At 70.5% G+C, this 23,867-nt stretch carries 35 protein-coding genes and 9 pseudogenes; 16 read left to right on the top strand and 28 right to left on the bottom strand.

Translation table 11 applies throughout. The features are described from left to right. Nucleotides 1–154: 154 nt before the first annotated feature. The 4 genes from G7085_RS35100 to G7085_RS14630 all read right to left on the bottom strand — a co-directional run bounded on the left by G7085_RS35100 (nucleotide 155) and on the right by G7085_RS14630 (nucleotide 1,961). Nucleotides 155–844, bottom strand: coding sequence for a septal ring lytic transglycosylase RlpA family protein (locus G7085_RS35100; protein ID WP_197511552.1), 690 nt, complete (start codon nucleotides 842–844; stop codon nucleotides 155–157). Beyond that, nucleotides 748–1,311, bottom strand: a complete 564-nt coding sequence (locus G7085_RS14640; RefSeq protein ID WP_197511551.1) for a ubiquitin-like domain-containing protein — start codon at nucleotides 1,309–1,311, stop codon at nucleotides 748–750. Before G7085_RS14640 ends, G7085_RS35100 begins: the two co-directional genes overlap by 97 nt. 209 nt (nucleotides 1,312–1,520) lie before the next feature. Continuing rightward, complete coding sequence (locus G7085_RS26460) at nucleotides 1,521–1,640, bottom strand: heavy-metal-associated domain-containing protein (protein ID WP_231979546.1); 120 nt, start codon at nucleotides 1,638–1,640, stop codon at nucleotides 1,521–1,523. A 9-nt stretch (nucleotides 1,641–1,649) separates the two neighbouring features. Further along, complete coding sequence (locus G7085_RS14630) at nucleotides 1,650–1,961, bottom strand: metal-sensitive transcriptional regulator (RefSeq protein ID WP_197511550.1); 312 nt, start codon at nucleotides 1,959–1,961, stop codon at nucleotides 1,650–1,652. Nucleotides 1,962–2,531: 570 nt separating this feature from the next. Here G7085_RS14630 and dnaB point away from each other — a divergent pair. The 5 genes and pseudogenes from dnaB to G7085_RS14605 all read left to right on the top strand — a co-directional run bounded on the left by dnaB (nucleotide 2,532) and on the right by G7085_RS14605 (nucleotide 6,033). After that, nucleotides 2,532–3,946: pseudogene (gene dnaB, locus G7085_RS14625) on the top strand (replicative DNA helicase). 41 nt (nucleotides 3,947–3,987) lie between these two features. Next, entirely contained in the window at nucleotides 3,988–4,488 is a 501-nt protein-coding gene (locus G7085_RS14620) for a DUF6553 family protein (RefSeq protein ID WP_197511549.1), read from the top strand. Nucleotides 4,489–4,603: 115 nt separating this feature from the next. Beyond that, a pseudogene (locus tag G7085_RS26455) lies at nucleotides 4,604–5,089 on the top strand (A/G-specific adenine glycosylase); the annotation flags it as partial. 277 nt (nucleotides 5,090–5,366) lie between these two features. After that, nucleotides 5,367–5,756 (top strand): HAD family hydrolase, encoded by a 390-nt coding sequence (locus tag G7085_RS14610; protein WP_197511548.1) that lies wholly within the window; start codon nucleotides 5,367–5,369, stop codon nucleotides 5,754–5,756. Beyond that, nucleotides 5,722–6,033: an HAD-IA family hydrolase gene (locus tag G7085_RS14605; protein ID WP_269452169.1), complete on the top strand. Its 312-nt coding sequence runs from the start codon at nucleotides 5,722–5,724 to the stop codon at nucleotides 6,031–6,033. The genes G7085_RS14610 and G7085_RS14605 overlap by 35 nt, the downstream gene beginning before the upstream one ends. Nucleotides 6,034–6,387: 354 nt before the next feature. Here G7085_RS14605 and G7085_RS14600 read toward each other — a convergent pair whose 3' ends face one another. From G7085_RS14600 to G7085_RS30590, 4 genes and pseudogenes are all read right to left on the bottom strand, one after another. Next, on the bottom strand, nucleotides 6,388–6,729 hold the full coding sequence (locus tag G7085_RS14600; protein WP_197511546.1) for a YnfA family protein: 342 nt from the start codon (nucleotides 6,727–6,729) through the stop codon (nucleotides 6,388–6,390). 107 nt (nucleotides 6,730–6,836) lie between these two features. Further along, nucleotides 6,837–7,268 carry a hypothetical protein gene (locus tag G7085_RS32780; protein WP_331716053.1) on the bottom strand — a complete coding sequence of 144 codons (432 nt, stop codon included), beginning with the start codon at nucleotides 7,266–7,268 and terminating at the stop codon, nucleotides 6,837–6,839. A 187-nt stretch (nucleotides 7,269–7,455) separates the two neighbouring features. Next, nucleotides 7,456–7,887, bottom strand: a pseudogene (locus G7085_RS32775) (cytosine permease); the annotation flags it as partial. Then, nucleotides 7,884–8,189, bottom strand: a complete 306-nt coding sequence (locus G7085_RS30590) for a cytosine permease (protein ID WP_269451873.1) — start codon at nucleotides 8,187–8,189, stop codon at nucleotides 7,884–7,886. The gene G7085_RS30590 and the pseudogene G7085_RS32775, both read right to left, overlap by 4 nt. A 102-nt stretch (nucleotides 8,190–8,291) precedes the next feature. Between G7085_RS30590 and G7085_RS14590 the strand changes: the two genes are divergently transcribed. Beyond that, a complete protein-coding gene (locus G7085_RS14590) occupies nucleotides 8,292–8,888 on the top strand; it encodes an HAD family hydrolase (protein WP_197511545.1) in 597 nt (198 codons plus the stop codon). Between the two features lie 10 nt (nucleotides 8,889–8,898). Here G7085_RS14590 and G7085_RS14585 read toward each other — a convergent pair whose 3' ends face one another. Genes G7085_RS14585 through G7085_RS14575 form a run of 3 tightly spaced genes read right to left on the bottom strand, consistent with a single transcriptional unit; the run spans nucleotide 8,899 to nucleotide 9,859 of the window. Beyond that, nucleotides 8,899–9,099 (bottom strand): hypothetical protein, encoded by a 201-nt coding sequence (locus G7085_RS14585; protein ID WP_197511544.1) that lies wholly within the window; start codon nucleotides 9,097–9,099, stop codon nucleotides 8,899–8,901. Next, nucleotides 9,099–9,419, bottom strand: coding sequence for an MFS transporter (locus G7085_RS14580; RefSeq protein WP_197511543.1), 321 nt, complete (start codon nucleotides 9,417–9,419; stop codon nucleotides 9,099–9,101). The genes G7085_RS14585 and G7085_RS14580 overlap by 1 nt, the downstream gene beginning before the upstream one ends. A 47-nt stretch (nucleotides 9,420–9,466) precedes the next feature. Then, a complete protein-coding gene (locus G7085_RS14575) occupies nucleotides 9,467–9,859 on the bottom strand; it encodes an MFS transporter (RefSeq protein ID WP_197511542.1) in 393 nt (130 codons plus the stop codon). A 352-nt stretch (nucleotides 9,860–10,211) separates the two neighbouring features. On the opposite strand from G7085_RS14575, the pseudogene G7085_RS35095 reads away from it, so the two are divergent. The 8 genes and pseudogenes from G7085_RS35095 to G7085_RS32770 form a co-directional block, all read left to right on the top strand. Then, nucleotides 10,212–10,331, top strand: a pseudogene (locus G7085_RS35095) (DUF1707 domain-containing protein); the annotation flags it as partial. Nucleotides 10,332–10,614: 283 nt separating this feature from the next. Continuing rightward, nucleotides 10,615–10,857, top strand: a complete 243-nt coding sequence (locus G7085_RS26445; RefSeq protein ID WP_231979544.1) for a hypothetical protein — start codon at nucleotides 10,615–10,617, stop codon at nucleotides 10,855–10,857. A gap of 79 nt (nucleotides 10,858–10,936) precedes the next feature. Then, nucleotides 10,937–11,110 carry an ADP-ribosylglycohydrolase family protein gene (locus tag G7085_RS14565; protein WP_269452168.1) on the top strand — a complete coding sequence of 58 codons (174 nt, stop codon included), beginning with the start codon at nucleotides 10,937–10,939 and terminating at the stop codon, nucleotides 11,108–11,110. Continuing rightward, a complete protein-coding gene (locus G7085_RS35090) occupies nucleotides 11,107–11,397 on the top strand; it encodes an ADP-ribosylglycohydrolase family protein (protein WP_408647115.1) in 291 nt (96 codons plus the stop codon). The genes G7085_RS14565 and G7085_RS35090 overlap by 4 nt, the downstream gene beginning before the upstream one ends. 142 nt (nucleotides 11,398–11,539) lie before the next feature. Further along, nucleotides 11,540–11,890 (top strand): annotated as a pseudogene (locus tag G7085_RS35085) (ADP-ribosylglycohydrolase family protein); the annotation flags it as partial. Next, nucleotides 11,887–12,174 (top strand): PfkB family carbohydrate kinase, encoded by a 288-nt coding sequence (locus G7085_RS14550; RefSeq protein WP_197511539.1) that lies wholly within the window; start codon nucleotides 11,887–11,889, stop codon nucleotides 12,172–12,174. The pseudogene G7085_RS35085 and the gene G7085_RS14550, both read left to right, overlap by 4 nt. 41 nt (nucleotides 12,175–12,215) lie before the next feature. Next, nucleotides 12,216–12,365 carry a hypothetical protein gene (locus G7085_RS26435; RefSeq protein ID WP_231979542.1) on the top strand — a complete coding sequence of 50 codons (150 nt, stop codon included), beginning with the start codon at nucleotides 12,216–12,218 and terminating at the stop codon, nucleotides 12,363–12,365. Continuing rightward, a complete protein-coding gene (locus G7085_RS32770; RefSeq protein ID WP_331716002.1) occupies nucleotides 12,304–12,783 on the top strand; it encodes a carbohydrate kinase family protein in 480 nt (159 codons plus the stop codon). Before G7085_RS26435 ends, G7085_RS32770 begins: the two co-directional genes overlap by 62 nt. A 62-nt stretch (nucleotides 12,784–12,845) precedes the next feature. On the opposite strand, the gene G7085_RS14540 is transcribed toward G7085_RS32770, so the two are convergent. Both G7085_RS14540 and G7085_RS14535 read right to left on the bottom strand, forming a co-directional pair. Continuing rightward, nucleotides 12,846–13,118, bottom strand: coding sequence for a septal ring lytic transglycosylase RlpA family protein (locus G7085_RS14540; protein ID WP_197511538.1), 273 nt, complete (start codon nucleotides 13,116–13,118; stop codon nucleotides 12,846–12,848). Further along, entirely contained in the window at nucleotides 13,049–13,717 is a 669-nt protein-coding gene (locus G7085_RS14535) for a hypothetical protein (protein ID WP_197511537.1), read from the bottom strand. The genes G7085_RS14540 and G7085_RS14535 overlap by 70 nt, the downstream gene beginning before the upstream one ends. A 180-nt stretch (nucleotides 13,718–13,897) precedes the next feature. Between G7085_RS14535 and ald the strand changes: the two are divergent. After that, a pseudogene (ald, locus tag G7085_RS14530) lies at nucleotides 13,898–15,003 on the top strand (alanine dehydrogenase). A 150-nt stretch (nucleotides 15,004–15,153) separates the two neighbouring features. Here the strand turns inward: ald and G7085_RS30575 are convergent. Continuing rightward, a complete protein-coding gene (locus tag G7085_RS30575; protein ID WP_197511536.1) occupies nucleotides 15,154–15,858 on the bottom strand; it encodes a WD40 repeat domain-containing protein in 705 nt (234 codons plus the stop codon). A 203-nt stretch (nucleotides 15,859–16,061) separates the two neighbouring features. Continuing rightward, a complete protein-coding gene (locus G7085_RS14520) occupies nucleotides 16,062–16,307 on the bottom strand; it encodes a hypothetical protein (protein ID WP_197511535.1) in 246 nt (81 codons plus the stop codon). Between the two features lie 262 nt (nucleotides 16,308–16,569). Between G7085_RS14520 and hemH the strand changes: the two are divergent. Then, a pseudogene (hemH, locus tag G7085_RS35080) lies at nucleotides 16,570–17,593 on the top strand (ferrochelatase). On the opposite strand, the gene G7085_RS14500 reads toward hemH, so the two are convergent. From G7085_RS14500 to G7085_RS14435, 13 genes and pseudogenes are all read right to left on the bottom strand, one after another. Next, nucleotides 17,527–17,904: a DUF1345 domain-containing protein gene (locus G7085_RS14500; RefSeq protein ID WP_197511531.1), complete on the bottom strand. Its 378-nt coding sequence runs from the start codon at nucleotides 17,902–17,904 to the stop codon at nucleotides 17,527–17,529. The pseudogene hemH and the gene G7085_RS14500 overlap by 67 nt on opposite strands. A gap of 8 nt (nucleotides 17,905–17,912) precedes the next feature. Further along, entirely contained in the window at nucleotides 17,913–18,146 is a 234-nt protein-coding gene (locus tag G7085_RS14495; RefSeq protein ID WP_197511530.1) for a hypothetical protein, read from the bottom strand. A gap of 4 nt (nucleotides 18,147–18,150) precedes the next feature. Beyond that, entirely contained in the window at nucleotides 18,151–18,510 is a 360-nt protein-coding gene (locus tag G7085_RS14490) for an arsenate reductase family protein (protein ID WP_197511529.1), read from the bottom strand. Nucleotides 18,511–18,582: 72 nt separating this feature from the next. After that, nucleotides 18,583–18,969 (bottom strand): TroA family protein, encoded by a 387-nt coding sequence (locus G7085_RS14485; RefSeq protein ID WP_197511528.1) that lies wholly within the window; start codon nucleotides 18,967–18,969, stop codon nucleotides 18,583–18,585. A gap of 114 nt (nucleotides 18,970–19,083) precedes the next feature. Continuing rightward, on the bottom strand, nucleotides 19,084–19,569 hold the full coding sequence (locus G7085_RS14480) for an ABC transporter substrate-binding protein (protein ID WP_197511527.1): 486 nt from the start codon (nucleotides 19,567–19,569) through the stop codon (nucleotides 19,084–19,086). A gap of 103 nt (nucleotides 19,570–19,672) precedes the next feature. Beyond that, nucleotides 19,673–20,368: an ABC transporter ATP-binding protein gene (locus G7085_RS14475; protein WP_331715684.1), complete on the bottom strand. Its 696-nt coding sequence runs from the start codon at nucleotides 20,366–20,368 to the stop codon at nucleotides 19,673–19,675. Nucleotides 20,369–20,601: 233 nt separating this feature from the next. Further along, nucleotides 20,602–21,350 (bottom strand): annotated as a pseudogene (locus G7085_RS14470) (FecCD family ABC transporter permease). Between the two features lie 263 nt (nucleotides 21,351–21,613). After that, nucleotides 21,614–22,063 (bottom strand): iron chelate uptake ABC transporter family permease subunit, encoded by a 450-nt coding sequence (locus tag G7085_RS14465; RefSeq protein WP_331715683.1) that lies wholly within the window; start codon nucleotides 22,061–22,063, stop codon nucleotides 21,614–21,616. Continuing rightward, complete coding sequence (locus G7085_RS32760) at nucleotides 22,021–22,176, bottom strand: hypothetical protein (RefSeq protein WP_197513091.1); 156 nt, start codon at nucleotides 22,174–22,176, stop codon at nucleotides 22,021–22,023. The genes G7085_RS14465 and G7085_RS32760 overlap by 43 nt, the downstream gene beginning before the upstream one ends. Nucleotides 22,177–22,294: 118 nt before the next feature. Further along, nucleotides 22,295–22,534: a hypothetical protein gene (locus tag G7085_RS14450; protein WP_197513089.1), complete on the bottom strand. Its 240-nt coding sequence runs from the start codon at nucleotides 22,532–22,534 to the stop codon at nucleotides 22,295–22,297. A 1-nt stretch (nucleotide 22,535) separates the two neighbouring features. Further along, entirely contained in the window at nucleotides 22,536–22,913 is a 378-nt protein-coding gene (locus G7085_RS14445; RefSeq protein ID WP_331716001.1) for an SIP domain-containing protein, read from the bottom strand. 199 nt (nucleotides 22,914–23,112) lie between these two features. Beyond that, a pseudogene (locus G7085_RS35075) lies at nucleotides 23,113–23,400 on the bottom strand (siderophore-interacting protein); the annotation flags it as partial. 234 nt (nucleotides 23,401–23,634) lie between these two features. Further along, entirely contained in the window at nucleotides 23,635–23,856 is a 222-nt protein-coding gene (locus G7085_RS14435; RefSeq protein WP_197511524.1) for a hypothetical protein, read from the bottom strand. Nucleotides 23,857–23,867 lie beyond the last annotated feature (11 nt).

Raw genomic sequence — 23,867 nt, 5'->3', positions numbered from 1 at the left:
ACCCCGGGAGCCGATTCTGGGGATGAAAGAGCCCGGCCCGCTGCTCTTGGGGGCGGCAGCGGACCGGGCGGTTCGTGGGGCTCCTCGTCGGGAGCACTTCGTAGATACTACCAGTTTGTCAGACCAGAATCACACTCGGTAAGTGCGGCGCGCGTCAGCCGACGACCTCATAGTTGACCGTGATCACGCCGGCGGCCGTACCACCGATCGCCTTCATGGCCGCCGTCGACAGATCGAGGCAGCGACCCGAGATGTAGGGGCCACGGTCGTTGATGCGCACGATGGTGGACCTGCCGTTCTTCGGGTTGGTCACCTTGACGCGCGTGCCGAACTTGTACGACTTGTGGGCGGCGGTGAAATCGTTGGGGTTGAACCGCTCACCGTTGGCCGTCATCTGGCCCTGCCAGTAGTAGGAGGCCTTGCAGCTGGCGCCGGTGGCCGGGCTCAGGCTGCTCCCACCGCCGGACGATGTGCTTGTCGCCTCGACCTTGGTGCCGACCGTGGTCACCTGCGTCACCGGCTCGGTGTCGACGACGCTCGACTTCAGGGTCGACGTGACGAGCACCCCGTCGTGGTAGACGTCGGTGTAGGTCTCGGTGGCCGCCCCGTTGACACCCTTGGTCGCGACCTTGGTCTTGCCCTTCTCGAGCTTGTCGGACTTGACCTCGGACTTCTCGAAGGGGATCACCTTCGCCTTCGTCGAGGTCTTCACGTCCACTTGGACGAAGGAGATGTTCAGCCCGTCGCTCAGCACGGTGTCCGCTGCGGGAGCGAGCTTGTCGTCGGCGTCCGGCTTGATGCCCTGGGCAGCGAGGACGTCCGCGACGGTGCCTGCGGCGCGCACGGGGTCGAGGCCCCTGCCGCGACCACGGTGACGTCCTTTGCGGTGGCGACCTCGAGGTCGAGGCCCTCACGACCGATCCCGACGGAGCGGGTGGCGGAGACCTTGGAGTCGGCGGCGTCCAACTGGAGCTGTTCGAGCGCGTCGCCCACATTGCGGGCGGTGGTCCATACGACCCTCTGCTCGCCGTCGACAGTGAGCTGGAGCGGGCGGCCGTACGCGACCGAGATGGCCATGCCGTCGGTCACCCTGGTGTCGGCTGCGGGCAGGACGACGTCGTGGTCGCCGAGGGTGATGCCCTCAAGCTCGAGGACTTCGGCGACCGTTCGTTCCCGCACGGCGATGCTCGTGACCTGACCGTCGACGCTCAACTCCACGTCGTTCTTGTGGAGGGCGGTCGCGAGCGCTGCACCGCCGACGACCGCGAGAGCGACGCCGCCGGCGATTGCGGGGATGAGGACCTTTGCCATCGAGTGAAACTCCAGGGGTGAGACTCCCGGCATGAGAACCGGATGTCACCACCTTAAGGGATTCCTGAGGAATGCCCAAGTCTTGTCTGAAAATTCCTCAGGATTTCCGACGGCGGCGGCTCAGGCCTCGACCACGGCGTAGTCGCCGGCCTCCTTGACCGCCTCGATGATCGCATCGAAGGGGATGCGGTCGGCCGACTCGACGACCATCACGCCCCCTCGAGCGTCACATTGACGTTTGTGACGCCGTCAACCTCGGCGACCTCCTCGGTGACATGGTTGACGCAGTTGCCGCAGGTCATACCGCTGACGGTGTAGTTCGTGATCATGGATTCTCCTTACCTGACCAGGCGCTTGATCGCCTGCATCGCCTCTTCGAGTTTCGCGTCGGCCTCCGGTCCGCCCTTGCGCGCTGCGTCGGCGACACAGTGCTCCAGGTGGTCCTCCAGCAGGCCGAGCGAGACGGCCTTGAGCGCGCTCGTCACGGCGGCGACCTGGGTGAGGATGTCGATGCAGTACTCGTCGTTTTCCACCATGCGCGCGATGCCGCGCGCCTGACCCTCGATGAGCTTCAACCGGCGCAGGTAACTCGCCTTCTCGGGCGTGTACCCGTGCTCAACGTGGCACGACTCCTGGACCGTCTCAGACATGGGCCTCCTTCGCGCCCCAATATACCCCCAGGGGTACCTGTCTCAACCGCCACCCCTGGTCACCGGGTCGCCAGGAACGAGAAATCCACCGTTTTCCACGCTTGGCGACCCAGTTGTCCACACACAACCCACAAGGGCTGTGGATAACCTCGCCGACAGCGAGGGGGTTCCGATGCCGGTCGGACACACCCGGGCCTTATAGCACGGGTCCGGCCGCCAGGTCCAACCGGCCCGTGTCATGGCATAACCCGAGGCCAGATGGGGTTTGAACGGCCCGCCCGGCTCGCTCCGGGCGCTCCAGCCCTCACGCAGCGTGCGGCCCGTCGGCCGCGACACCCGGCCTCACGGCGATATGTGGACAAATCGCGGAAACCCGGCCCGCGCCCACAAAGGTAACGATTTGATAACAGTAGTTTCACGCTCAGCTGGTAGGTTCGTCCACAGCCCGCAATCGGCGCTCCGGAAGTTGTCCACACCCTGTCCACAGGCTTGTCGACAGGGCCGGGACCGGGGACCCTTGTGGGTGCCCTAGCCTGTTGGCTGCGTTGGATGTACCGGTGAGGAGGTGCCATGAGTCAGGCTCCAGTCCACGAGGACCGTACACTCGATCGCACACCGCCCCAGGACCTGGCTGCGGAGCAGAGTGTCCTCGGCGCGATGCTGATGTCGAAGGACGCGATCTCCGATGCGGCCGAGACCCTCCGTGGAGTGGACTTCTACCGCCCCAACCACGAGACGATCTTCGACGCGATCCTGACCCTGTACGGACGCGGCGAACCCGCCGATCCGATCACGGTGGCGGGTGAACTGGGCAAGACGGGCCAGCTGGCCAAGATCGGCGGCGCCGTCTACCTCCATGACCTCCTCTCGAGCGTCTCCATCGCCGCCAACGCCCCTACTACGCGGAGATCGTCCGCGACAAGGCCGTCCTCAGGCGGCTGGTGAACGCGTCGATCCGGATCGCGCAGCTCGGTTACCAGGGGCAGGGCGAGGTCGACAAGATCGTCGACGAGGCCCAGCAGACCATGTTCGAGGTCACCGAGAAGAAGGCCTCCGAGGACTACAAGTCGCTGCGCGAGCTCATCGAGCCGACCTTCGACGAGATCGAGTCGATCCAGAACTCCGGCGACGGCATCTCGGGCGTGCCGACGGGGTTCGCCGAGCTCGACCGGATCACCAACGGCTTCCACGGCGGCCAGATGATCATCGTCGCGGCCCGACCGGGCGTGGGTAAGTCGACGTTCGCGCTCGACATCTGCCGCAGCGCCGCCATCCACAACAACCTCACGGCCGCGTTCTTCTCCCTCGAGATGAGCCGCACCGAGATCGTGATGAAGATCCTCAGCGCCGAGGCGTCCATTCCACTCAACCGCATCCGCGGTGGCGGCGCCAAGATGGATGAGAACGACTGGCAGCGCATCACGGACAAGGCCGCGATCCTCGCCGAGAAGAACTTCTTCATCGACGACTCCCCCAACCTCACGATGATGGAGATCCGCGCAAAGGCCCGCCGTCTGAAGCAGCGCAACGACCTCCAACTCCTCGCCATCGACTACATCCAGCTGATGAGCTCCGGCAAGAAGGTCGAGTCGCGCCAGCTAGAGGTCTCCGAGTTCTCGCGTCAGATCAAGCTGATCGCCAAGGAACTGGACATCCCCGTCATCGCGCTGTCGCAGCTGTCGCGTAACACCGAGCAGCGCAAGGACGGCATCCCACAGCTGTCCGACCTGCGCGAATCGGGTTCGCTCGAGCAGGACGCCGACATGGTGATCATGTTGCACCGCCCCGAGATGTACTCGCAGAACCCGTCCGATGAGGAACGTGGCCTCGCGACCTTCCACATCCCCAAACACCGAAACGGCGAGACCGGCAAGATCGACGCCCTGTTCCAGGGCCACTACAGCCGCTTCACCAACGCCCCCTCTGACGGCTCCCGACCCCGCCAGAGCATCGGGGTGCGTGGGGGACGGACACAGGTGGGATAGGTGGGTTTCCCGGCGTGGGCCCGTCGGCTATGTTTCGGGGCATGACCTCTCCGGAACTCGACCGCGCGCGCTACGGCAGGAAGGCGACCAAGGCCGACCACTTTCTCGGGTTCTGGCTCGCGCTCGTGATCGAGGGCCGCGGCTTCGACGCCCGCCGTGCCCGAAGGACGATCGACAAGTTCGTGAAGGAGACCGCCCCCGCACTGGCCGAGGCGGGGCCGACCGACTACTTCAACGCCATGCGCGACGCCGCGATCCTCTACTTCGAGACCACCCTGAACGATCCCGGCTACGCCTCGACCCTTTTCGGGCTGAAGCGCATCTCCAACGAGGAACTGCATGGCAAGATCGCCAACGAGGCGGCCGCCGCGATCTCCGTGATGGTCGACTCCAACCTCGAGACGAACACCGCCCGTCAGTTGCCCCGGCTCTGGCTCGAGGCATACCTCCAGGTGCTGCCCGGCGACGTGCAGATGATGCGTGCGGCCCTCGCGAAACGCCGCTCGGCCAACGAGGCCGTGGGGCACCTGCTCGGCGAGTGAGCCCGGACGTCGACGCCGTCAGGGCGGGCCTGGCCACCTGGTTCACGGCCGAGGCCCGGCCCTGCCCTGGCGCGATCCGGACACCACCGCCTGGGGCGTTCTGGTGAGCGAGATCATGCTGCAGCAGACCCCGACGACGCGGGTAGAGGGCCCCTGGCGCGACTGGATGGCGCGTTGGCCCACCCCTGCCCATCTCGCGGCGGCCCCGACTGCGGACGTGCTGCGCGCGTGGGGCCGGCTCGGTTATCCGCGGCGGGCGCTGCGCCTCCGGGAGGCGGCGGTCGCGATCGTGGGGCGGCACGCCGGTGAGGTGCCCGATGACGGGGACGCGCTGCTTGCCCTGCCCGGGATCGGCCGCTACACCGCCGCCGCGGTGCTTGCGTTCGCGTTCGGGCGCCGGTCGGTCGTGCTGGACGTCAACGTGCGCAGGGTGCTGGCCCGCCTCGAGCGGGGTGTCGAGCATCCGACGGCCCACGTCACGGCAGCCGAACGTCGGGCCGCGGACGCCTGGGTACCCGACACGGACGCGGACGCCGCCCTCTGGGCCGCCTCGTCGATGGAGCTCGGCGCCGTGATCTGCACCGCCCGGAACCCCGCCTGCCACCGCTGCCCCGTCTCCCTGCACTGCGCCTGGCTGGCGGCCGGTCGCCCAGCCTGGGACGGCCCCAGCGGGTGGCGCAGGCCTGGGAGGGAACCGACCGGCAGGCGCGGGGCCGGATCATGGCCGCGCTGCGCGCCACCGGGTCGGCGGTGCCGCTCGGTGACATCGCCTGGCCCGACGCCGTGCAACTGCACCGCGCGGCTGAGGGCTGGTCGCCGACGGATTGGCACGCGAGACACCGGCCGGGTTCACGCTCCCCTGGCCATAGACTCACCAGATGATCCTGACCCAGCCACCTACCGGCCCGGCGCCGGAGACGGCCGGTGGGCGGAGCGCACCGCGACGCTTCGAGGTGGACGCGATCCTGTTCGACATCGACGGCACACTCGTCGACTCCACCCCGGCCGTGGTGCGTTCCTGGCGGGCATGGTGCGAGGCGCACGACGTCGATCTGGACGAACTGCTCAGCGTCAGCCACGGGCGACGCAGCGAGGACACCATCGCCATGTTCCTGCCCGCGAGCGGGTCGCGGAGTCGGTGGAGTTCCTCGACAGGCTGGAACTCGGCGACTTCGACGACATCGCGGCGCTGCCTGCGGCCGCCGGGTTGCTCGCCGCGCTGCCGCCCGGGCGCTGGGCCGTGGTCACCTCGGGCAACCGTGGGCTGATGCGCAGGCGGCTCGCCGCGGCAGGTCTTCCTATCCCGAGGTCATGGTGGCCGCGGAGGACGTGCGGGTGGGCAAACCAGATCCGCAGGGCTACCTTCTCGCCGCCGCCCGGCTGGGGTTCGCCCCCGAGCGGTGCCTGGTCGTCGAGGATGCCCCGGCCGGCATCGGGGCGGGGCTCGCGGCGGGGAGCCCTGTGCTGGGGGTGGCGACCTCCCATCCGGCCGTGGACATCGCGTCGGCGCATGCCGTGGTCGGGACCTCAGCAGTGTGCGTGTGAGCGACACCGGCGACGGCCTGCTCGTCGCGATCGACAACCAGGCCTGACCCGGGGTCAGTGGCCGATACTTCCCACCTGACCGGGCAGAAACGGCCAGTGGCCGATTTTCACGGGAGGCGCCCCGTCCCGGTCAGTGGCCGATACTTCCCACCGGACCAGGCAGAAACGGCCAGTGGCCGATTTTCACGGGAGGCGCCCGCCCCGGTCAGTGGCCGATACTTCCCACCGGACCAGGCAGAAACGGCCAGTAGCCGATTTTCACGGGCGGCGCCCCGCCCCCGTCAGTGGCCGATACTTCCCACCGGACCAGGCAGAAACGGCCAGTGGCCGATTTTCACGGGAGGCGCCCCGGGGTCAGCCGACCTGGGTCCTCGGGGCATACATGATGACGGCGACGCCCACCAGCGCGATCAGGGCGCCGACGACGTCCCAGCGGTCGGGGCGGAACCCGTCGACGGCCATCCCCCACAGCAGCGAGCCCGCGATGAACACCCCACCGTAGGCGGCGAGGATCCGGCCGAAGTTGGCGTCGGGCTGCAACGTCGCGACGGCCCCGTACAGGCCGAGCAGGATGACGCCACCACCGATCCACACCCAGCCCCGATGCTCCCGGATGCCCTGCCACACCAACCAGGCGCCGCCGATCTCACACACGGCGGCCGCCACGAACAGCGCGAGGGAGCGCAGCGTCAGCACCTCACGGCTGCTGACGCACGCGGCGCCCGCACAGCGCCCAGTAGCCGAAGAAGCCGATCAGGATGGCCACGAGGACGCCGAGGTTCGAGTACGCCCACGCGCCCTCCTTACCCCGAGCGGGCCGAGCAGGTACCCCTGCCACATAGTGAAGCTGGCCATCGTGTTGGTGACGAGGCCCACCCGATGAACGAGCCGATCACCACGAGCGCGACCGAGACCCAGTTGACCGACCCGTAGGGCCCGGCCGCATCGAAGAGCGCCGTGTCGTGGTAGCCCTGACGGCGCAGCATCAGGTCGGCGAGGAACACGCCCACCCACACGGCCAGCGGGACGCCGAGCGTGATGAGGAAGCCCTGGAACGGGCCGATGAAGTTGGGCGAGAACCACACGATGTAGATGGTGCCGATGATCATCAGCACACCGTCGAGGGCCGCGGCCTGCCACCGCTTCACGGGCAGCCCGAGCGCGAGCAGCGTCAGCCCGGACGAGTAGATGTCCAGGACGGCGCCGCCGACCAGGCCGAGGATCGCGACGATCACGAACGGCACCAGGAACCAGAGCGGAAGGATGCCGGTCAGCGCGCCGATGGGGTCGCTGTTGACCGCCTCGCTGAGGGCGGGTCGGAACCGGCGAGCAGGAGGCCGTAGATGACGAGCACGATGGGGCCACCGAGGCGCCGAAGGTGGTCCAGCCGACGACGCCGGTGCTGGAGGCCGAGCGCGGCAGGTAGCGCGAGTAGTCGGAGGCCGAGTTGGCCCAGGAGAGGCCGAAGCCGGTCATGGCGAGCACGAGCGCGCCGATCACGGCCTGGAACGACCCGGCGGGGATGGCCATCACGGCGGAGAGGTTGATGTGCGAGATGGTCAGCGCGATGTAGGCGACGGTCAGCACCGCCGTGGCCCAGGTGATCCACGTCTGGACCTTCATGATGGCGTCGAAGCCGAGGATGCCGGCCGCCATGATGATGGCGGCGATGATCAGGAACGAGATGATCAACGACGCGTTACCCGTGGCCCAGCCGAGCCTGCCGAGCACCGTGTTGGTGGCCAGCGTGGCGAGCGTCACGAGCACGATCTCCCAACCGACGAGGATCAGGTAGCCGATCACCGACGGCAGCGCGTTGCCCCGCACGCCGAACGCGGCCCGCGACAGGATCATCGTGGGGCCGAGCCCACCTTGCCTGCGAGCGAGGAGAAGCCGACGAGAAGGAACGAGGCGATGACGCCGAGGACGCCGGCGACGCTCGCCTGCCAGAACGAGATCCCGAACCCGAGGAACCACACGCCGTACGGGATCGCGAGGATGGAGATGTTGGCCGCGAACCACGGCATGAACAGGTCGCGGGGATGCCCCTTCCGCTCCTCTTCCGCGATGACGTTGATGCCGTTGATCTCGATGGACGTTGCGCCGGTGCCCCGGCCGGAGTGTCGGTCATGTCGTCTCCCCTTTCTGCGCCCCAAACCTAGACCCCACGCTCGCCCGCGGGCTGAGCCACGCCAAGTGGCTCACCGGCTCCCTGCGGGTCCGCCCCGGGAGCCGCCCCAGCGCCTACGATCGGGGACATGATCCACGCAGTTGTGTTCGACCTCGGAGAAGTCCTCGCCTCCCCTCCCTCGCTGCTGCCGGACCTGGCCAGACGCCTCGGCGTCGAGGAGGAGGCGCTGTCCATGCGGTACTGGGACGGGCGCGTCGGCTACGACGCGGGCTGCCCGGCGATCGACTACTGGGGCCCGATCCTGGAGGATCTCGGCGTGGAGCCGACGGACGCGCTCGTCGAGGAGATCGCGGGCCTGGATGCCGCCGGGTGGACCGAACTCCGCTCGACGGCGCGCCAACTGCTGCGCGACGTCCGGGGTTCCGGGGTGAGCGTCGCGGTGCTCACCAATTCGCCGCACGCCATGCAGAAGGCGGCCGACGCGGCGGCCTGGCGGCGCGAGGTCAACCACCTGTTCGTGTCGGCCACCGTCGGGATGACGAAGCCGGATCCCGACCTCTACCGGCATGTCGCCGCCCGGCTGGGGTTGGACCCGCAGCAGATCGCCTACATCGACGACAACCCCGCCAACGTGGCGGCCGCAGTGGAGCTCGGTTGGAGGGGACACGTGTTCACCACCGACGCCGCGACCCGCGTCTGGCTGGTCGGGCTGGGCGTCCTCTAGCACCCCGCCCTCAGGCGCTGGCCAGCTCCTCCTCGAGGGTGTCAGCGTCTCCGGCGCGCCGCGGCGGGCGCGTCACGAGCGGGAGGGCGACGCCCGCAACCGCGAGGGCACCCATCACGCTGAAGGCGAGGCGGTAGTTGCCGCCCGGGCCCACCAGCGCCGAGGCGACCAGCGGCCCGACGACCCCGGCCAGCGACCAGCCGACCAGCATCAGGCCGTAGATGGCCCCGCGTGCCGGAGCCCGAAGAACGCGCCCGCGGCCGAGGGCAGGGTGCCGAACGCGCCGCCGTAGCAGAGGTAGACGACGGCGGCCAGCGCGAGGAACGCCATGTCGGTGGTGTGCGGCAGCAGGAGCAGCGCCGCACCCTCCAGGACGAGGATCGCGGCAAGCACCGGGAGTTGGCCGATCCGTTGCGCGACGGAGGCCCATGCGATGCGACCCGCGCCGTTGAACAGCGCGAGCACGCCGACCACGGTCGCCACCGACGCGGGGTCGATCCCGGCCACGTCGACGGATGCGGCGGCCATCATCGACACCAGCGAGATGCCCGCCGCGACGGCGACCGTGAGGATGGCCGTCAGCAGGAACCACTGCGGGTGCGCAGCGCCTGCTGCACCGTCATGGAGTCACCCTCGGCAGTGGTCTCCTCCGCAGCGGGAGGTGTGAACAACAGGAGCGACCCGATCACACCGAGCACCAGGTAGCCGAGCCCGATGGGGAGGAAGGCGGCGGCTGGCGTCGTCGGGTTGGCATCGATGAGGCTGGACGCGACGGGCGACGTCAGCGTGGCGCCGAACCCGAACCCACCGACGGCGAGCCCGGTGACGAGCGCCCGCTGCCGCGGGAACCACTTCTGCAGCAGCGCCACCGGAACGATGTAGGCCATACCGAGGCCGAACCCGCCGATGAGGCCGTAGCCGAGGACGAGGAGCCACAGGTCGCCCGCGTCCCGGGCCAGGGAGGCGAGCATGATGCCCCGGCGTAGATGACGCTGCCGAGCAGCGCCACGAGGCGGGGGTTGCTGCGGTCCTGCAACCGGCCGCCGATCGAGGTGCCGACGAAGATCATCCCGATGGCCACCTCGAACGGGATGGTCGCCTCAACGTGGCCGAGACCCATCGCGTCGGGCGACTGGAGGGCCCGGGCGAAGAGGCTCCACGCGTACACCCCTCCCACGACGAGCTGGATGAGGATGCCACCGATCAGAGCTGAGAAACGCACGTGGCAAGAGTCTGCCTCACGCGCGCCCGCCAGTTCACCCGGGGTGTCCCATCCGTAGGCGCGTCCGGGTCCGTGGCGCGGCCTGCTGCCAGAATGGTGGCATGCAGCCAGCACCCGACGACCAGCTCCGCATCACCTCGGCCCAGCGTGAGCGAGCCGTCGAACTGGTCAGGCTGGCCGCGGCCGACGGCCGGCTGGAGTTCGACGAGATGAACCAGCGGGTCGGCATCGGTCTCGAGGCCAGGACACAGGGTGAGCTGCGCCGGATCGTGGGTGACCTGGTGCCCAGCGCCGAGCTGGCCGCCTTCCTCACAGACATCACCCCACCCGTTCAGGGCCGGGGGCCACCTGGGACGAGCCGCTGCTGCTCGGCAGGACGCCGGAGACCCGGAGGATCTCCGGGGCCTGGCAGGTGCCGCCGTTCATCGAGGTGCACTGCTCGATGTGGCACTACGTCAAGCTCGACTTCCTCGAGGCGGTGCCGCTCGCCCCGTGATCGACCTGGTGCTGGTCGCGCACGGCGGAAGCCCGACCCTGATCGTCCCGCAGGGTTGGGGCGTGGACACCGAGCGCGTCTCGGTCGGCAACCAGGGGATGTTCTCATCGAACGTCACGACCCGCCCTGCGCCTGGGCTCCCTCGGATCGTGGTGCGGGGGCACACCAGCAACGGCAAGGTCCGCTACGCGACACCGCGCGAGCTGCGACGGCTCGCCGCGAGGGCCCCCGCCCTCACCAGCGGATCCTGATCGCCTTTCCCGACGCTCAGCGCCCCGGATCGGACGGCACCCGTAGGCTGGCCGGTATGAACGTGAGGGCGGAAGGGCACTGATCGGGCTCGCGCTGGGTGACGCGCTCGGCATGCCCACGCAGATGCTGACCAGGGCGCGGATCACCGAGTTGTACGGGACGCTCGACCGGTTCCACCCCGGCCCGAGGAGAACCCGATCAGCCCGGGCCAGCTCGCGGGCACCGTCACCGACGACACGGAGCAGGCCGTGATCCTCGCCCAGCTGATCGTCGAGGGCCAAGGCCGGGTGGACCTCGACTCGTTCGCCCGCGCGCTGAGCGACTGGCACACCCGGATGGAGGCCAGGGGTTCCCTCGACCTGCTCGGCCCGTCGACGCTGCGGGCGATCGAGGCCTTCCGGGCCGGCACCCCTGCCGAGGAGACCGGGCGCTGGGGCGACACCAACGGCGCCGCCATGCGGGTCGCTCCCCTCGGCATCGCGCACCGCGTCTTCCCCTCGCGGACTTCGTGGGCGAGATCGCCGCCGTCGACGTGCTGACCCACAACACCCGCATCGCAAACGCGGGCGCCGCCGCCATCGGGGCGGCGGTGTCAGCGGGCATCGAGGGCGCCGACATCCCCGCCGCCCTCGACCTCGCGGTGGCCGCTGCCGAGGAGGGCGCCACGCGGGCCACGCGACGCCCGGTGCCTCCGTCCCGCACCGGATCAGATGGGCCGTCTCGCTGGCGTTGGGCCCGGACCCGCTCGGCGCGATCGAGACGCTGGTCGGCACGTCGGTCGCGACCCAGGAGGCCGTCCCGGCGGCCCTCGCCATCGTCGCCGCCTACCGCGACGATCCGTGGGGCGGGGTGCTCGCGGCCGCCGGGCTCGGCGGCGACTCCGACACGGTGGCCGCGATGGCCGGGGCGGTGCTCGGCGCGGTGCACGGCGTCGACGCGTTCCCTGCGGACGAGGTCGCCCAGCTCGAACTGGTCAACCCCGACCTCCACCTGCGCGCCCTCGCCGCGGCCCTGCTGGAGCTCCGACGATGAGCCGCCTCGTGGTGATCGGCAGCCTGATCGGCGACCAGATGATGCGCGTGCCCAACCTGCCCGAGCGCGGAGGCGACGTGCTGGCAGGGCCGATCACCGCGCAGCCCGGCGGCGCGTTCAACATCGTCGCGGCCGCGGCCCGGCTCGGCATGCCGACGGTCGTCGCGGGCCGGGTCGGCACAGGCCCGGTGGGCACCATGCTGATGGAGGCGTTGGACGACCTCGGAGTGGATGTGCTGCTGCCCGCTCCGTCGACGGCGATTCCGGCAGTTGCATCGGGCTGATCGAGCCCGACGGCGAGCGCACGTTCGTCACGAGCCCGGGCGTGGAACAGGAGATCGGCGACACCGATCTCGCGGGCATCGGTTGGCGGGCGGACGACTCCGTCTACGTCAGCGGCTACGACCTGCTCTATCCGACCACGGGCCCGGCCGTCGCGGCGCTCCTCGACGGCTACTCCCCGCCACGCTGCTGATGGATCCGGGGCCTCTGGCCGCCGAGGTGCCCGACGGCGTGCTCGACGCCGTCCTGGCCTCCACCACCATCCTGAGCCTGAACGAGCGCGAGGCAACCCTCCTGGGGGCGTCCGGGCGCTGTGGCCGCGCCTCTCCAGGCCCGACGCCGTCATCGTCGCGAGGCTCGGCGCCGAGGGCGCGGTGCTGCACCGCAGGGGGTCGGCGCCGCTCAGGGTACCCGGCCATCCGGTCGACGTCGTCGACTCGACAGGCGCGGGCGATGCCCACGCGGGCGCCCTGCTTGCGATGCTCGCCGAGGGCCTCGGCATGGAGGAGGCGCTCCGTCGCGCCAACATCGCCGCCGCCCTCGCCGTCGCCGTGGAGGGTTCGGCCGCCGGCCCGACCCGCGAACGGCTCGACGCCGCGCTCGGCAGCTGACCCGGGGAAATAGAAGACGCCCGGACTGGGGGGAGGTCCGGGGCGTCGGTTCTTGGGAGGGCTCAGCGACCGAGCACCTGGTAGTTGATGGTGAGCACACCGGAGGCGGTACCTCCGATGGCCTGCATCGCGGCACGCGACAGGTCGAGGCAGCGGCCCGACACGTAGGGGCCACGGTCGTTGACGCGCACCGTCACCGACTTGCCGTTCTTCGGGTTGACCACCCTCACTCTGGTGTTGAACGGGAGCGACTTGTGCGCGGTGGTCAGCGCCGCGGGGTTGAACCACTCACCGTTGGCGGTGCGCTGGCCTCCCAGTAGTAGGACGCCTTGCACGACTGGGTCGGCACCGGGTCGGTCTCGACCGGAACGCCGTCGAGCGGCGGGGCGGCCTTGGGATCGTGGTCACCGCGGGCTTGTCCGAGGTGGCGAACTGGACGATGTTGTTGAACTGCCAGGTGGACGCAGTGACGAACCTGCCGTTGACCTGCTTGACGACATCGGCGAGCGCGTAGCTGCGGCAGCCGCCCTACCGGTGGCAGGGGTGTCGCATTCGGTCTTCCACTTCCGGCCGTCGGCGGCGGTCCACTTCGAGGTGCTGACGCCGAGCGGGTTGTCGTCCCACTGGGCACGCTCGGAGGGAGGTAGGTGAGGTTGTTGAACGCCCACCCCTTGTGCATGACGTAGCTGCCGCCGACCTTGACGACCTTGTCGGCCCAGATGTCGGTGGAACAGCGCACCACGGTGGTCGAGTACTTGGAACAGTCGGTGTTCCAGTAGCGCCCGTTGACCAGGTGGTCGCCCGGCGTGGTGTAGACATCGGAGGCGCTGGCCGTCTGCGGGGCGGCGATGGCGCCCGCGAGACCGGCAGCCACGGTCACGAGGCCGACTAGTACACGCTTCAGCATGGACGTCCTTTCGAAGATGACGGGCACGACGCTACACAAGACCCGCCGAGATTCCAAGAATTTCTCAGGAAGGCTCTCAGGCGACACGCCGGTAACTCGGAGGCCGACAAGGCACTTCACCGGGCAGACGGCACCCTTTCTGAGAATGACCGCGATCCGCGTGCGGCGACCCCGGCACAAGTAGCCTGACGGGCAGGAAGGAGCGTCATGCGCATCGGAGTCCCCAGGGAGATCAAGAACAGCGAGTACCGCGTCGCCATCACCCCGTCGGGTGCATGAGTTGGTCGTCGGGGCCACGAGGTGCTGATCGAGTCGGGGGCCGGGATCGGCTCGGCGATCAGCGATGACGACTACGCCGCGGTCGGTGCGCGGATCCTGCCCGGAGCCGACTCCGTGTGGGCCGACTCCGAGCTGGTCCTGAAGGTCAAGGAACCCCTCCCGGAGGAGTACCACCTGCTCCGCGACGACCTCGCGCTGTTCACCTATCTGCATCTCGCGGCCGACGGCCCCTCGTGGACGCGCTGGTCGCGGCGGGCACCACCTCGATCGCCTACGAGACGGTGCAACTGCCGTCGGGTCTTCTCCCCTGCTCCATCCCATGAGCGAGGTGGCCGGCTGCCTCGCCCGCAGGTGGGCGCACACGAACTGCAGAGGAACTCGGGCGGGCGGGGCATCCTGATGGGTGGGATCGGCGGGGTCGCCAACGCGAAGGTGGTCGTCCTCGGCGCCGGGGTCGTCGGGCAGAACGCGACCGAGGTGGCGCTCGGGATGGGCGCCGACGTCACCCTGCTCGACACCAACCTCGAGAAGCTCCGCACCTGCCTGGGCCGGTGGGGCAACCGGGTCCACCAACTCGCGTCCTCGACGCTGGCCGTGCGCGAGCAGGTGCTGGGGCCGACATGGTGATCGGCACCGTGCTGGTGCCGGGGCGAAGGCACCCAAGCTCGTCACCGAGGAGATGGTGGCGAAGATGAAGCCGGGCTCGGTGCTGGTGGACGTGTCGATCGACCAGGGCGGCTGCTTCGAGGGAGCCGACCCACCACGCACGAGGACCCGACGTTCCGGGTGCACGACTCCACGTACTACTGCGTCGCCAACATCCCCGGGTGGTGCCCATCACGTCCACGTGGGCACTGACGAACGCGACGCTGCCCTACATCCGCGAGGTGGCCGACTTGGGGTGACCGCGGCGATGCGACACGACGGCCCCTGGCGCGGGGCTCTCCACCCACCTCGGCCTGCTCACGTCGGAGCCCGTGGCCCGGGCTTTCGGTCGCGACTGGGTGGCACCGGCCGACGCGTTGGCCGGCTGACCGGCGTCAGGGGCAACCCGGACGTACCCGACGCCGTGCACCAACTGGAACCACTCGTCCTCGGTCAGGTACCGGCCGAACGCCCCGCAGAGGGAGGCGTCATCGTCCGACGGGAGGGCCACCGGAGCGACCTGCCGTCACGCAGCGACATCACCACCGAGCCGTCCAGCTCGGCGACCCCTGGACGGCCTGCGCCCCAGGCTCGAGGCGCAGCTCCAGCTCCGGGTCGCTCCCGTCGAGGCGCCACACCCACACGAGGCCCTCGTAGGTCGAGGCGAACAGGCGCCCACCGTCCGCTGAGAAGTTCACCTGCGAGATCGACGACCTGGCCTCTCGCAACCGCGCCGTCACCCGGGACCCGGCGGGGTCCTGCAGCGAGTAGACGGTGATCTCACCGGCGAGATCGCCCACCGCGAGCATCCCGGGCGCCCCGGCGAAGGCGGCCGGCACCTCGCTCTCCTCGGTCTCGACGTCAGCCAGCCGCTCAGGCTCCCCGGTGAGGTCCCACACGGTGAACTCCTGCCCTCGATGCCCAGCCCGACGAACAGCGCGTCGCCCACGAAGGCGCTGATGCCGCTCGGCCAGCCGTCGATCCGGGCGGACCCGACCCAGTTGCCCCGACCCAGCGGTACACCTGGTAGCCGGGCCGGCCCTCGACCCCGAGCACGAGGATGTCCCCTTCGGTGAGAGCCGGATGTCGGAGAGGGCATGCGGGAACGCCAGCGAGGCGACCTGCTCGTACCGGTCACCCTCGCGTCGGAAGGTGATCAACCGTTCGTCACGGGTCTGGTTGACCAGCGTCGAACCGTCGCTGCTGAACCCGTAGTAGGCGTTGAGGTCGGCCCCGTTGGCCACGACCGGCATCCTCCCACCCCCGTCCCGAGGCTGAACACGTGCGGCCCGACGCTGCTGCTGAGCATCACCGCGGAGCCGCCCGCACCACGTCGAACAGCATGCCCGCGTCGATCCGGTTGAGCTCGCCGGTATCGCTCCTGCGCCAGAGTGTGGTCGCTCCCCCGCCGACCCGACGAGCCGCGTGTCGCCCCGGCCCGCGAGGCTCACGACGACCGAGCGCTCCGGCCACGCGCGGAGCTGCTCCCCGTCGAGGGAGTACTCGCGGACCTCGGAGAATCCGCCCCGACAAGGAGGGAGTCATCCTCGAGCAGCACGGCTGTGACCCGCGACGGGGTGCTCCAGCCGCCGGTGCGCACCAGGCCGGACGCCGTGACCTCCCAGAGCCCGACCGCGCTGCTGCTCTGGCCGACCGCCCCTAACGCCTTGTCATCCCGGGTTACCCAGGTCACGATCCTAAGGTAGACGCTGCCCCACCCGGACACGAGCCACCACGGGGTGGTCGATCGCATCAGGGCCGAAAGTGAGGTGGCGAAGCGACACGGGGTCGCCATCGGGTACCGCGAAGCCTCCCTACACTCGTGGTCGAGCCACCCTAGGAGACTTGCGTGACAGAGCAGCTGATCATCCCCGCCCCACCCGACGGGTGCACGCCTCGAAGGTCGGGGTGCTGTTCGCCAACCTCGGCACCCCGACGGCACCGACTACCGGTCGATGCGCCGGTACCTGCGCGAGTTCCTCTCCGACCGCCGGGTGGTCGACCTTCCGGCCTGGAGGTGGCTCCCGATCCTGCACACCATGGTGCTGACCAGGCGCCCGTTCACGTCCGGCGCCATCTACCGCTCGGTGTGGAACACGGAGGACGACGAGTCGCCGATGATGACGGTGACGCGGAGGCAGCTCGCGGCGCTGGCCGACGCGGCCGCCGCCCGCTGGGGCGACGAGGTCGTCGTCGACGTGTGCATGCGCTACGGGAACCCGTCGACCCGCGACGCGGTGGGGCGGCTGACGGAGGCGGGCTGCGACCGGCTCCTGTTCGTTCCCCTGTACCCGCACTACGCGGGGCGACCTGGGCGACGGCCAACGACGAGTTCTTCCGGGCCCTGCTGCGGCTCAAGCGCCAGCCCGCCGTCCGGGTGGCGCCGGAGTACTACGGCCGCGCCTCCTACATCGACGCCCTCGCGGCATCGGTCGAGAGGGGCTACGCGGCGCTCGACCACACGCCCGACGTGCTGATCGCCTCGTACCACGGGATGCCGCAGCGCTACGTCCACGAGGGCGACCCGTACTACTCGCAGTGCCTGGAGACCTCGCGCCTGTTGGCCGCACGGCTCGGCTGGCCCACCGACCGGATCCACACAACGTTCCAATCGGTGTTCGGCCGGGAGGAGTGGCTGCGTCCCTACACGATCGAGCACGCGGCCGAACTGGCCCGGCAGGGCCGATCGGTGGCAGTCATCTCCCCGCCTTCTCGGCCGACTGCGTCGAGACGTTGGAGGAGGTCGACAAGCTGATCCGCGAGGCCTACGAGTCTGCGGGAGGGCCGCGGTTCGACTACATCGCCTGCCTCAACGACGACCCGGCCACATCGGGCGCTGACGGAGGTGGTGGCGGAGAACCTGCAGGGCTGGCTCCCGACCTGAGGGCTTCCGCCCCCGTGGCCGGCGCTCCTCAGCTCGCCGCCAGCCCCGAGACGAGGTTGACCGTCGCGGCAAGCACGACGGCGCCCAGGAAGTAGCTGAGCAGCGTGTGGCCCAGCACCGTGACCCGTAACCGGTTGGTGCGCAGGTTGGTGTCGGAGATCTGGTACGTCATGCCGAGGCAGAACGTCAGGTAGGCGAAGTCGGAGTAGCGCGGGGGCTCGTCGCCGAAGTCGATCGGGGGCCTGTCCGAGGAGAAGTACAGGTCGGCGTAGCGGACGGCGTAGATCGTGTGGACCAGAAGCCAGGACGCCACCACGCAGGCGACGCCGAGCGCGGCGGTCGACACCGGTTGATTGCCCGCAACCAGGATGAACCCCATGCCCGCGACGCTCGCGACGGAGGCCACGATCAGGATCAGATCGGCGAGGCCCGGCCGGGGTCCTCCTCCATGGAGTGCTCCGCCGTCTGGGCCGCATCCAGGGGCCAGAGCCGGAGCCAGGTCCAGCTGCAGTACACCGCGACGAACGCGGTCCATCCGCCCGCGATGCCGAGGTCGATCCGGGTGAGCAGCCCGATCGGCAGCGCGGCGACGACGCCGACCCCAACGCTCAGCGACAGCCGCAGCAGCCGTCGTGACCTGCGGGTCATGGTCTCAGCCGAGGAAGGGTCCGACGGCCGACTTCGGGCGTCCGATGATCGCCCTGTCGCCCCGGATCAGGACCGGGCGCTGCGCGAGCTGCGGTTGCTCGGCCAGCACCGAGGCGACCTGCTCCGCGGAGGCGACGTCGGCGTCGGTGAGGCCCGAGCGCTCGAAGTTCGGGTCGCGGCGCACCAGCTCAGTGGGGTCCGCGTCGAGCTTGGCGAGCACCTCGAGCCACTCGCCACGCGAGAGGGTTTCCGAGAGGTAGTTGCGGATCTCGCCGCGCAGCCCGGATGCGACGACGGCGTCGACCGCGGCCCTCGACGTGGAGCAACGGGGTTGTGCAGCACGGTGATCTCGCTCATCGCCCAAGCGTATCCCCTGCGATGCCCGATCCCGGGGGCGTGCGCCGCGGACGGGAGGCCGGCGGCGCACGCCGTGGGGCTACCTCGCGGCCACCTCCGACAGCTTCCGGATGAGCGTCGGGAGGCCGGCCTCCCAGTCGAACGTCAGCGCGGTGGGCGGCGACACCGACGACACTGCGATCGGGTCGGCCACCTGGACGACGCGGCCGGCCTTCACCGCCGGGATCGCCTGCAGCGCAGGCTTCGTCAGGAAGGCGGCGGCCTCCTCCTCGCTGGCGTGGTAGCTGATCACGATGTCGGCGTCGAGCTTGTCGAGCTGCTCGTAGCTCAGCTCGTAGAAGAATCCGCCGTCGGACGTGTCGAGCTCGGAGACGCTCGGCGCGACCCGGAGCCCCACCTCCTCGAGGATGCCGATGCGGGGATCGGCCGCGGTGTAGACGTAGACGAAGCCGTCGGCGTCCCACACCCGGCAACCGTCTTCCCCTCAAGCCCGGGTGTGCCTCCGCCATCGCGGTGAGGGTGCCGCCGATGCCCGAGAGCACCTCTTCCCCCGCGGCGGAGCGGCCGAGCGCCTCGGCGGTCAGCGTGATGGTCTCCTGCCACGTCGTCGTCCACGGCGCCCTGGGTACGCGACGGTCGGGGCGATCTCACTGAGCGTGTCGTACTGCTCCTGGGTCAGGCCGGAGTACGGGGCGAGGATCAGGTCGGGATCGGCCGCGATCAGCTCCTCGTAGGGGAAGGTGGCGCCGCCGTCGGCATCGGTCAGCACCACCGGCTTCTCCCGGTCGCCGAAGGCCTCCTCCACCCAGGGCAGCAGGTTGCCCGCGCCGACGGTCCACGACTGCTCCGCGACGGCGACCGGGTAGACGCCGACGGCCAGCGCCGCCTCCGTCGAGCCCCAGCCCCAGGTGGCCACGCGGGTGGGTTCTGCCTCGATCACGGTGGTGCCGAGCGCATGCGTGATCTCGATCGGGAAGGCGTCGGTGGCGCCGGCCGGGGCGCCCGTGCTCGGCGCCGCCGATCCGGTCGGCTGGGGGCGCCGGGTGGAGTCGCAGGGCTGCCGCACGCGACGAGCGCGAGCGCGGCGGCCGCGGCAAGGGCGGTCAGGGTTCTGGCGATTGGCATGAAGGGGTTCTCCTCGGGTTGTGGAGCTGTGCTCCCGGTGGGGCTCAGGCGGCGTGGCGCCGCCCGATGGGAACGACAAGGGGCGTGCCGGAGACGGGGTCGTCGACCACCCGGCAGTCGAGGCCGAAGACCCTGTTGATCGAGCCGGTGTCGATCACGTCGCCGGGCGCGCCCTGCGCGACGATCGCGCCGTCGCGCATCATGACGAGATGATCGGCGTAGCGGGCGGCGAGGTTCAGCTCGTGGAGCACCATGACCACGGTGGTGCCGCGCTCGCGGTTGAGGTCGGCGAGCAGGTCGAGCAGGTCGAGCTGGTGGCTGACGTCCAGGAAGGTCGTCGGTTCGTCGAGCAGCACGATGTCGGTCGCCTGCGCGAGCACCATGGCGATCCAGACCCGCTGCCGCTGCCCGCCGGAGAGCTCCTCGACGCGGCGGTCGGCCAGGTCGGCGGTGCCCGTGTCGGCGAGGGCCCTGGCCACCACGGCGTCGTCGTCGGAGCGGGCGAGACCGAACCAGCCCTGGTGCGGGTAGCGACCACGGGCGACCAGCTCGGCGACGCGCACGCCGTCGGGCGCCGTCGAGGACTGGGGCAGCACACCGACGATGCGGGCCACCCGGCGCCGTCCGAGCGAGGCGACCGGGGTGCCGTCGAGGAGGATCCGCCCGGCGGTCGGCCTGTGCAGGCCGGCCAAGGTGCGGAGCAGGGTCGACTTGCCGCACGCGTTGGGGCCGACGATCACCGTGATCCTGCCGGCGGGACGGCGAAGTCGAGACCCTCGATCACGACGCGGCCGTCGTAACCGACCGTGACGGCCTCGGCCGCGAAGGAGTGCTGGTGTGCGGTCATGCGACGGCCTTCCGTTGACGGACCAGGAGGAGGAGCAGGTAGGGGGCGCCGATCAGGCCGGTGACGATACCGACGGGGGCGACCACCCCGGCACCGCGTGCTGGCCGAGCAGATCGGCGAGCAGGGTCAGCAGCGCCCCGACGGCGGTGGCCACCAGCAGCGCGGGCCGCCGTCGCCGGTCAGCCGCCTGGCGATCGGCGCGGCCAGCAGCGCGACGAACGCGATCGGGCCGGTGACACCGGTGGCGGACGCGACGAGCCCGACGGCGGCGAGCAGCAGGACGGTGCGCGCCGGGTTGGGTGCCACGCCGAGGCCCGCGGCCAGCTCGTCGCCGAGCGGAAGCACGCGCAGCGGGCGTGACGCCAGCGCGACCACGCCCCGAACACCGCAACAAGCACCGCGAGGGCGCCGAGCGAGGCGCCGCGCACGTCGGCCACGCTGCCGACGGTCCACAGCAGGACGGGCTGCGCCTCGCGCACGTCGGCCTGGCTGAGCAGCCAGCTGATGGTCGAGCCGCTGAGGTACGCGAGCCCGACGCCGACCAGCACGAAGCGCAGCCCGTGCAGGCCCTGGCGCCAGGCCAACGCCCAGATCAACACGGCCACACCGAGCGCCCCGATGAAGGCGCTCGCCGAGACGGAGAAACCGCTCCAGCCGAACACCAGCACCGCGACGACGGCGCCGAGGCTGGCGCCCGACGAGACGCCGAGGATATCGGGGCTCGCGAGCGGGTTTCGCAGCACGGCCTGGAACACGGCCCCGGCGAGCCCGAAGGCGGCCCCTGCCAGCAGCGCGGCCTCGATCCGGGGCAGCCTCAACGTGCCGATGATGAGGTTCTCGGACCGCGACCCGACGCCGAGCAACCCACGCAGCACCGCGTCGCCGGTGAGGTCGGCGGCCCGAGCAGGAGCGCAAGGACGGTGAGCGCCGCGATGAGAACAGCGGCGGAGGCGAGCAGGCCGACGGTGCGCGCCGTGGCGCCGCGGCGGCGGGCCCGAAGCGGCAGGGCGGGCCGGTGGAAGCGGTCACGGGGCCGCCACCCTCGGGCCGCGGGCCACCGCGATGAGCACGGGCGCGCCGAGGAAGGCGCAGACGACGCCCGCCTCGAGCTCCGCGTTGGTGACGATCACGCGGCCGATCACGTCCGCCCCAGCAGCATGATCGGGCCGAGCAGCACCGCGAGCGCGGTGGTCGCGTGGTGGTCGACCCCGACAAGCCGGCGGGCGGCGTGCGGCACGACGAGCCCCACCAGCGCGATGGGGCCCGCGAGCGAGACGGCCGTGCCGCACAGCAGCACGATGGCGAGCCCGGCGAGGATGCGGGTGGTGCGCACGTCCTGCCCGAGCCCGCGCGCGATGTCGTCGCCGAGCGCGAGACCGTTCAGCCGGTGCGCCAGATAGGCGGCCAGTAGGAGGCCCACCAGTAGGAACGGCAGCAGCCACGCGAGCACGCCGAGATCGCGGCCGGTGAGCGCGCCGACCACCCAGAAGCGGTAGCTGTTGAAGGTGGCCTGGTCGCGGAGCAGCACCAGCGTGGTCAGCGGAGTCACGAAGGCGACGAGGGCGGCGCCGACGAGGGCGAGCTGCACCGGTTGCGCGTGTCCGAAGGAGAACACCACGGCGGCGGCGAGGGCGGCCCCGCGAACGCGAACCAGACGTAACCGACGGCCGAGGTGACGCCGAGGAACTGGATGGCGAGCACCACGGCGAGGGCTGCGCCGGAGTTGACCCGAGGAGGCCGGGGTCGGCGATCGGGTTACGGGTGACGCCCTGGATGACGATGCCTGCGACCCCGAGCGAGATTCCGGCGGCGAGCCCGATCAGCGTGCGGGGACGCGCTGTTGGAGCACCACCATGTGGTCGACATCGTCGGCGATGGGCGCCGTGAGCGCCTGCCAGACCGTGGCCGGATCGAGGTCACGCACGCCGATCAGGAGGCTCAGCGCAGCGACCACCGCGAGCAGGACTGTGGCGGAGCCGAACACCAGCGCGGAGCGGCGATGGCGGGCTCGCAGGACCGCCCCGACGTCGAGGACCGGGGTGAGGGTGCCGGTGGGCATGTCAGTCGAGCTCGGCGCGGCCCTGGCGCCAGTAGCCCATGAACGCGACGCGGCGCCGGTCGAGCCCGGCATCGGAGACGAGGAACCTGCGCAGCGTCTTGACGAGCCCGGCCTCCCCGCGATCCAGGCGTAACAGTCGCCGTCGAGGCTGGTGCCGTCGGGGACGTCCCACAGGGGGCGTCATCAGGGTCCTCGAAGGCCACGGGCCGGTCGGGAACCGGGATGCAGCCGGCGGCGCAGCAGGTGCGCACCACCCACTCGCGCACCGCGGGATCAGGCGGTGCCCGTGCGCACCGCCCGGGTGGCGCGGCAGGAACCGCACCGCTACGCCGTCCGGGGCGATCAGATCGAGCGTGTCGGCAGGGTCGGGCACCTCGATCAGCGCGACCCCGGTCGCGTCGACGGGGAGCGACCCGAGGATGGCCGAGATGGCAGGGCGGCGGTCTCATCACCGGCCAGCAGGATCTGGTCGACGGCCCTGGTCGCCAGTCGATGCCGAGGGTGCGGCCGGGGCTGCGTTCGTCCGGCCCGACGATGACCGCGTCGTCGCCGACCTCGACGCGCGCCGCCCAACGGCTCGCGGGCCCGGCATCGCCGTGGCCGACGAAGTCGATGTCGACCTCGAGGGCGTCGGGACGGACCTCACGCACGGTGTAGGTGCGGAACGGGTTGCGGTGCTCGACGGGAAGCTCGCGCCACGCGGCGTACCAGTCGTCGACGTCGGGGAAATGGGTGAACCCGAGCCCCGGAAGGGCAGCACCACCTTGACGCGCTGGTCGAGGCCCGCGGTGCCGAAGTCGACGAGCTCGGCCCGCTGAACGTGATCCGGGTGAAGTGCGGGGACAGCCGTCTGCGGGCGGCCACACGCACCCGGAAGGCCCGGTAGGCGGGGCGGGTGTCGGTCGAAGCTTCACTCGTCACGCCGCAAGTATTACACGCATGAACCCTTGCGTAATACTCATTTCATTAGGTTTGCCTAACCAATCTTTCCCACCACGCCGGGAGGCCCCGCCGGTCCGGGAAAACACGGAGCCCGCCGCCGTCTCTCGACGCTCACCTCGAGAGTGGCACCCGCTGATACCGGGCGAGCGGCAGCAGCCTCACACCTGCCGCGTCATCGACCGCGGCGAACACCCGCTGCGTCTCCGCGTCCCCAGGCTCGGGCTCCCCATCGTCGAGGAGAGAACCTCGCGGACGGCGTCCCTCTCGGCCCGCGAGAGGTTGCGTGGCGCGGGGGTCGGGTCGGCGGCGGCAAGCACCACGAGCAGCAGGCCGGGGAGCCGCGGCATGCCCTCGGCGATCGGTGGCTGGTAGTAGGGCACGTCGAGTACGG

It is taken from the genome of Tessaracoccus coleopterorum (assembly GCF_011174705.1).
GTDB lineage: Bacteria > Actinomycetota > Actinomycetes > Propionibacteriales > Propionibacteriaceae > Arachnia > Arachnia coleopterorum.
Note: the sequence above shows the minus strand (reverse complement) of the source record. Positions and strands in the feature narration are given on the sequence as shown.

What these genes read in the sequence shown, in the direction of transcription:
- G7085_RS14550 (WP_197511539.1), top strand. Translation starts at nt 11,887, where the DNA reads ATGAGCCGCCTCGTGGTGATCGGCAGCCTGATCGGCGACCAGATGATG.
- G7085_RS14630 (WP_197511550.1), bottom strand. Translation starts at nt 1,961, where the DNA reads ATGTCTGAGACGGTCCAGGAGTCGTGCCACGTTGAGCACGGGTACACG.
- G7085_RS14590 (WP_197511545.1), top strand. Translation starts at nt 8,292, where the DNA reads ATGATCCACGCAGTTGTGTTCGACCTCGGAGAAGTCCTCGCCTCCCCT.
- G7085_RS14640 (WP_197511551.1), bottom strand. Translation starts at nt 1,311, where the DNA reads ATGGCAAAGGTCCTCATCCCCGCAATCGCCGGCGGCGTCGCTCTCGCG.
- G7085_RS14610 (WP_197511548.1), top strand. Translation starts at nt 5,367, where the DNA reads ATGATCCTGACCCAGCCACCTACCGGCCCGGCGCCGGAGACGGCCGGT.
- G7085_RS14575 (WP_197511542.1), bottom strand. Translation starts at nt 9,859, where the DNA reads ATGCTCGCCTCCCTGGCCCGGGACGCGGGCGACCTGTGGCTCCTCGTC.
- G7085_RS14585 (WP_197511544.1), bottom strand. Translation starts at nt 9,099, where the DNA reads ATGCTGGTCGGCTGGTCGCTGGCCGGGGTCGTCGGGCCGCTGGTCGCC.
- G7085_RS14495 (WP_197511530.1), bottom strand. Translation starts at nt 18,146, where the DNA reads ATGACCCGCAGGTCACGACGGCTGCTGCGGCTGTCGCTGAGCGTTGGG.
- G7085_RS26460 (WP_231979546.1), bottom strand. Translation starts at nt 1,640, where the DNA reads ATGATCACGAACTACACCGTCAGCGGTATGACCTGCGGCAACTGCGTC.
- G7085_RS14450 (WP_197513089.1), bottom strand. Translation starts at nt 22,534, where the DNA reads ATGCCCACCGGCACCCTCACCCCGGTCCTCGACGTCGGGGCGGTCCTG.
- G7085_RS14620 (WP_197511549.1), top strand. Translation starts at nt 3,988, where the DNA reads ATGACCTCTCCGGAACTCGACCGCGCGCGCTACGGCAGGAAGGCGACC.
- G7085_RS14580 (WP_197511543.1), bottom strand. Translation starts at nt 9,419, where the DNA reads ATGATGGCCGCCGCATCCGTCGACGTGGCCGGGATCGACCCCGCGTCG.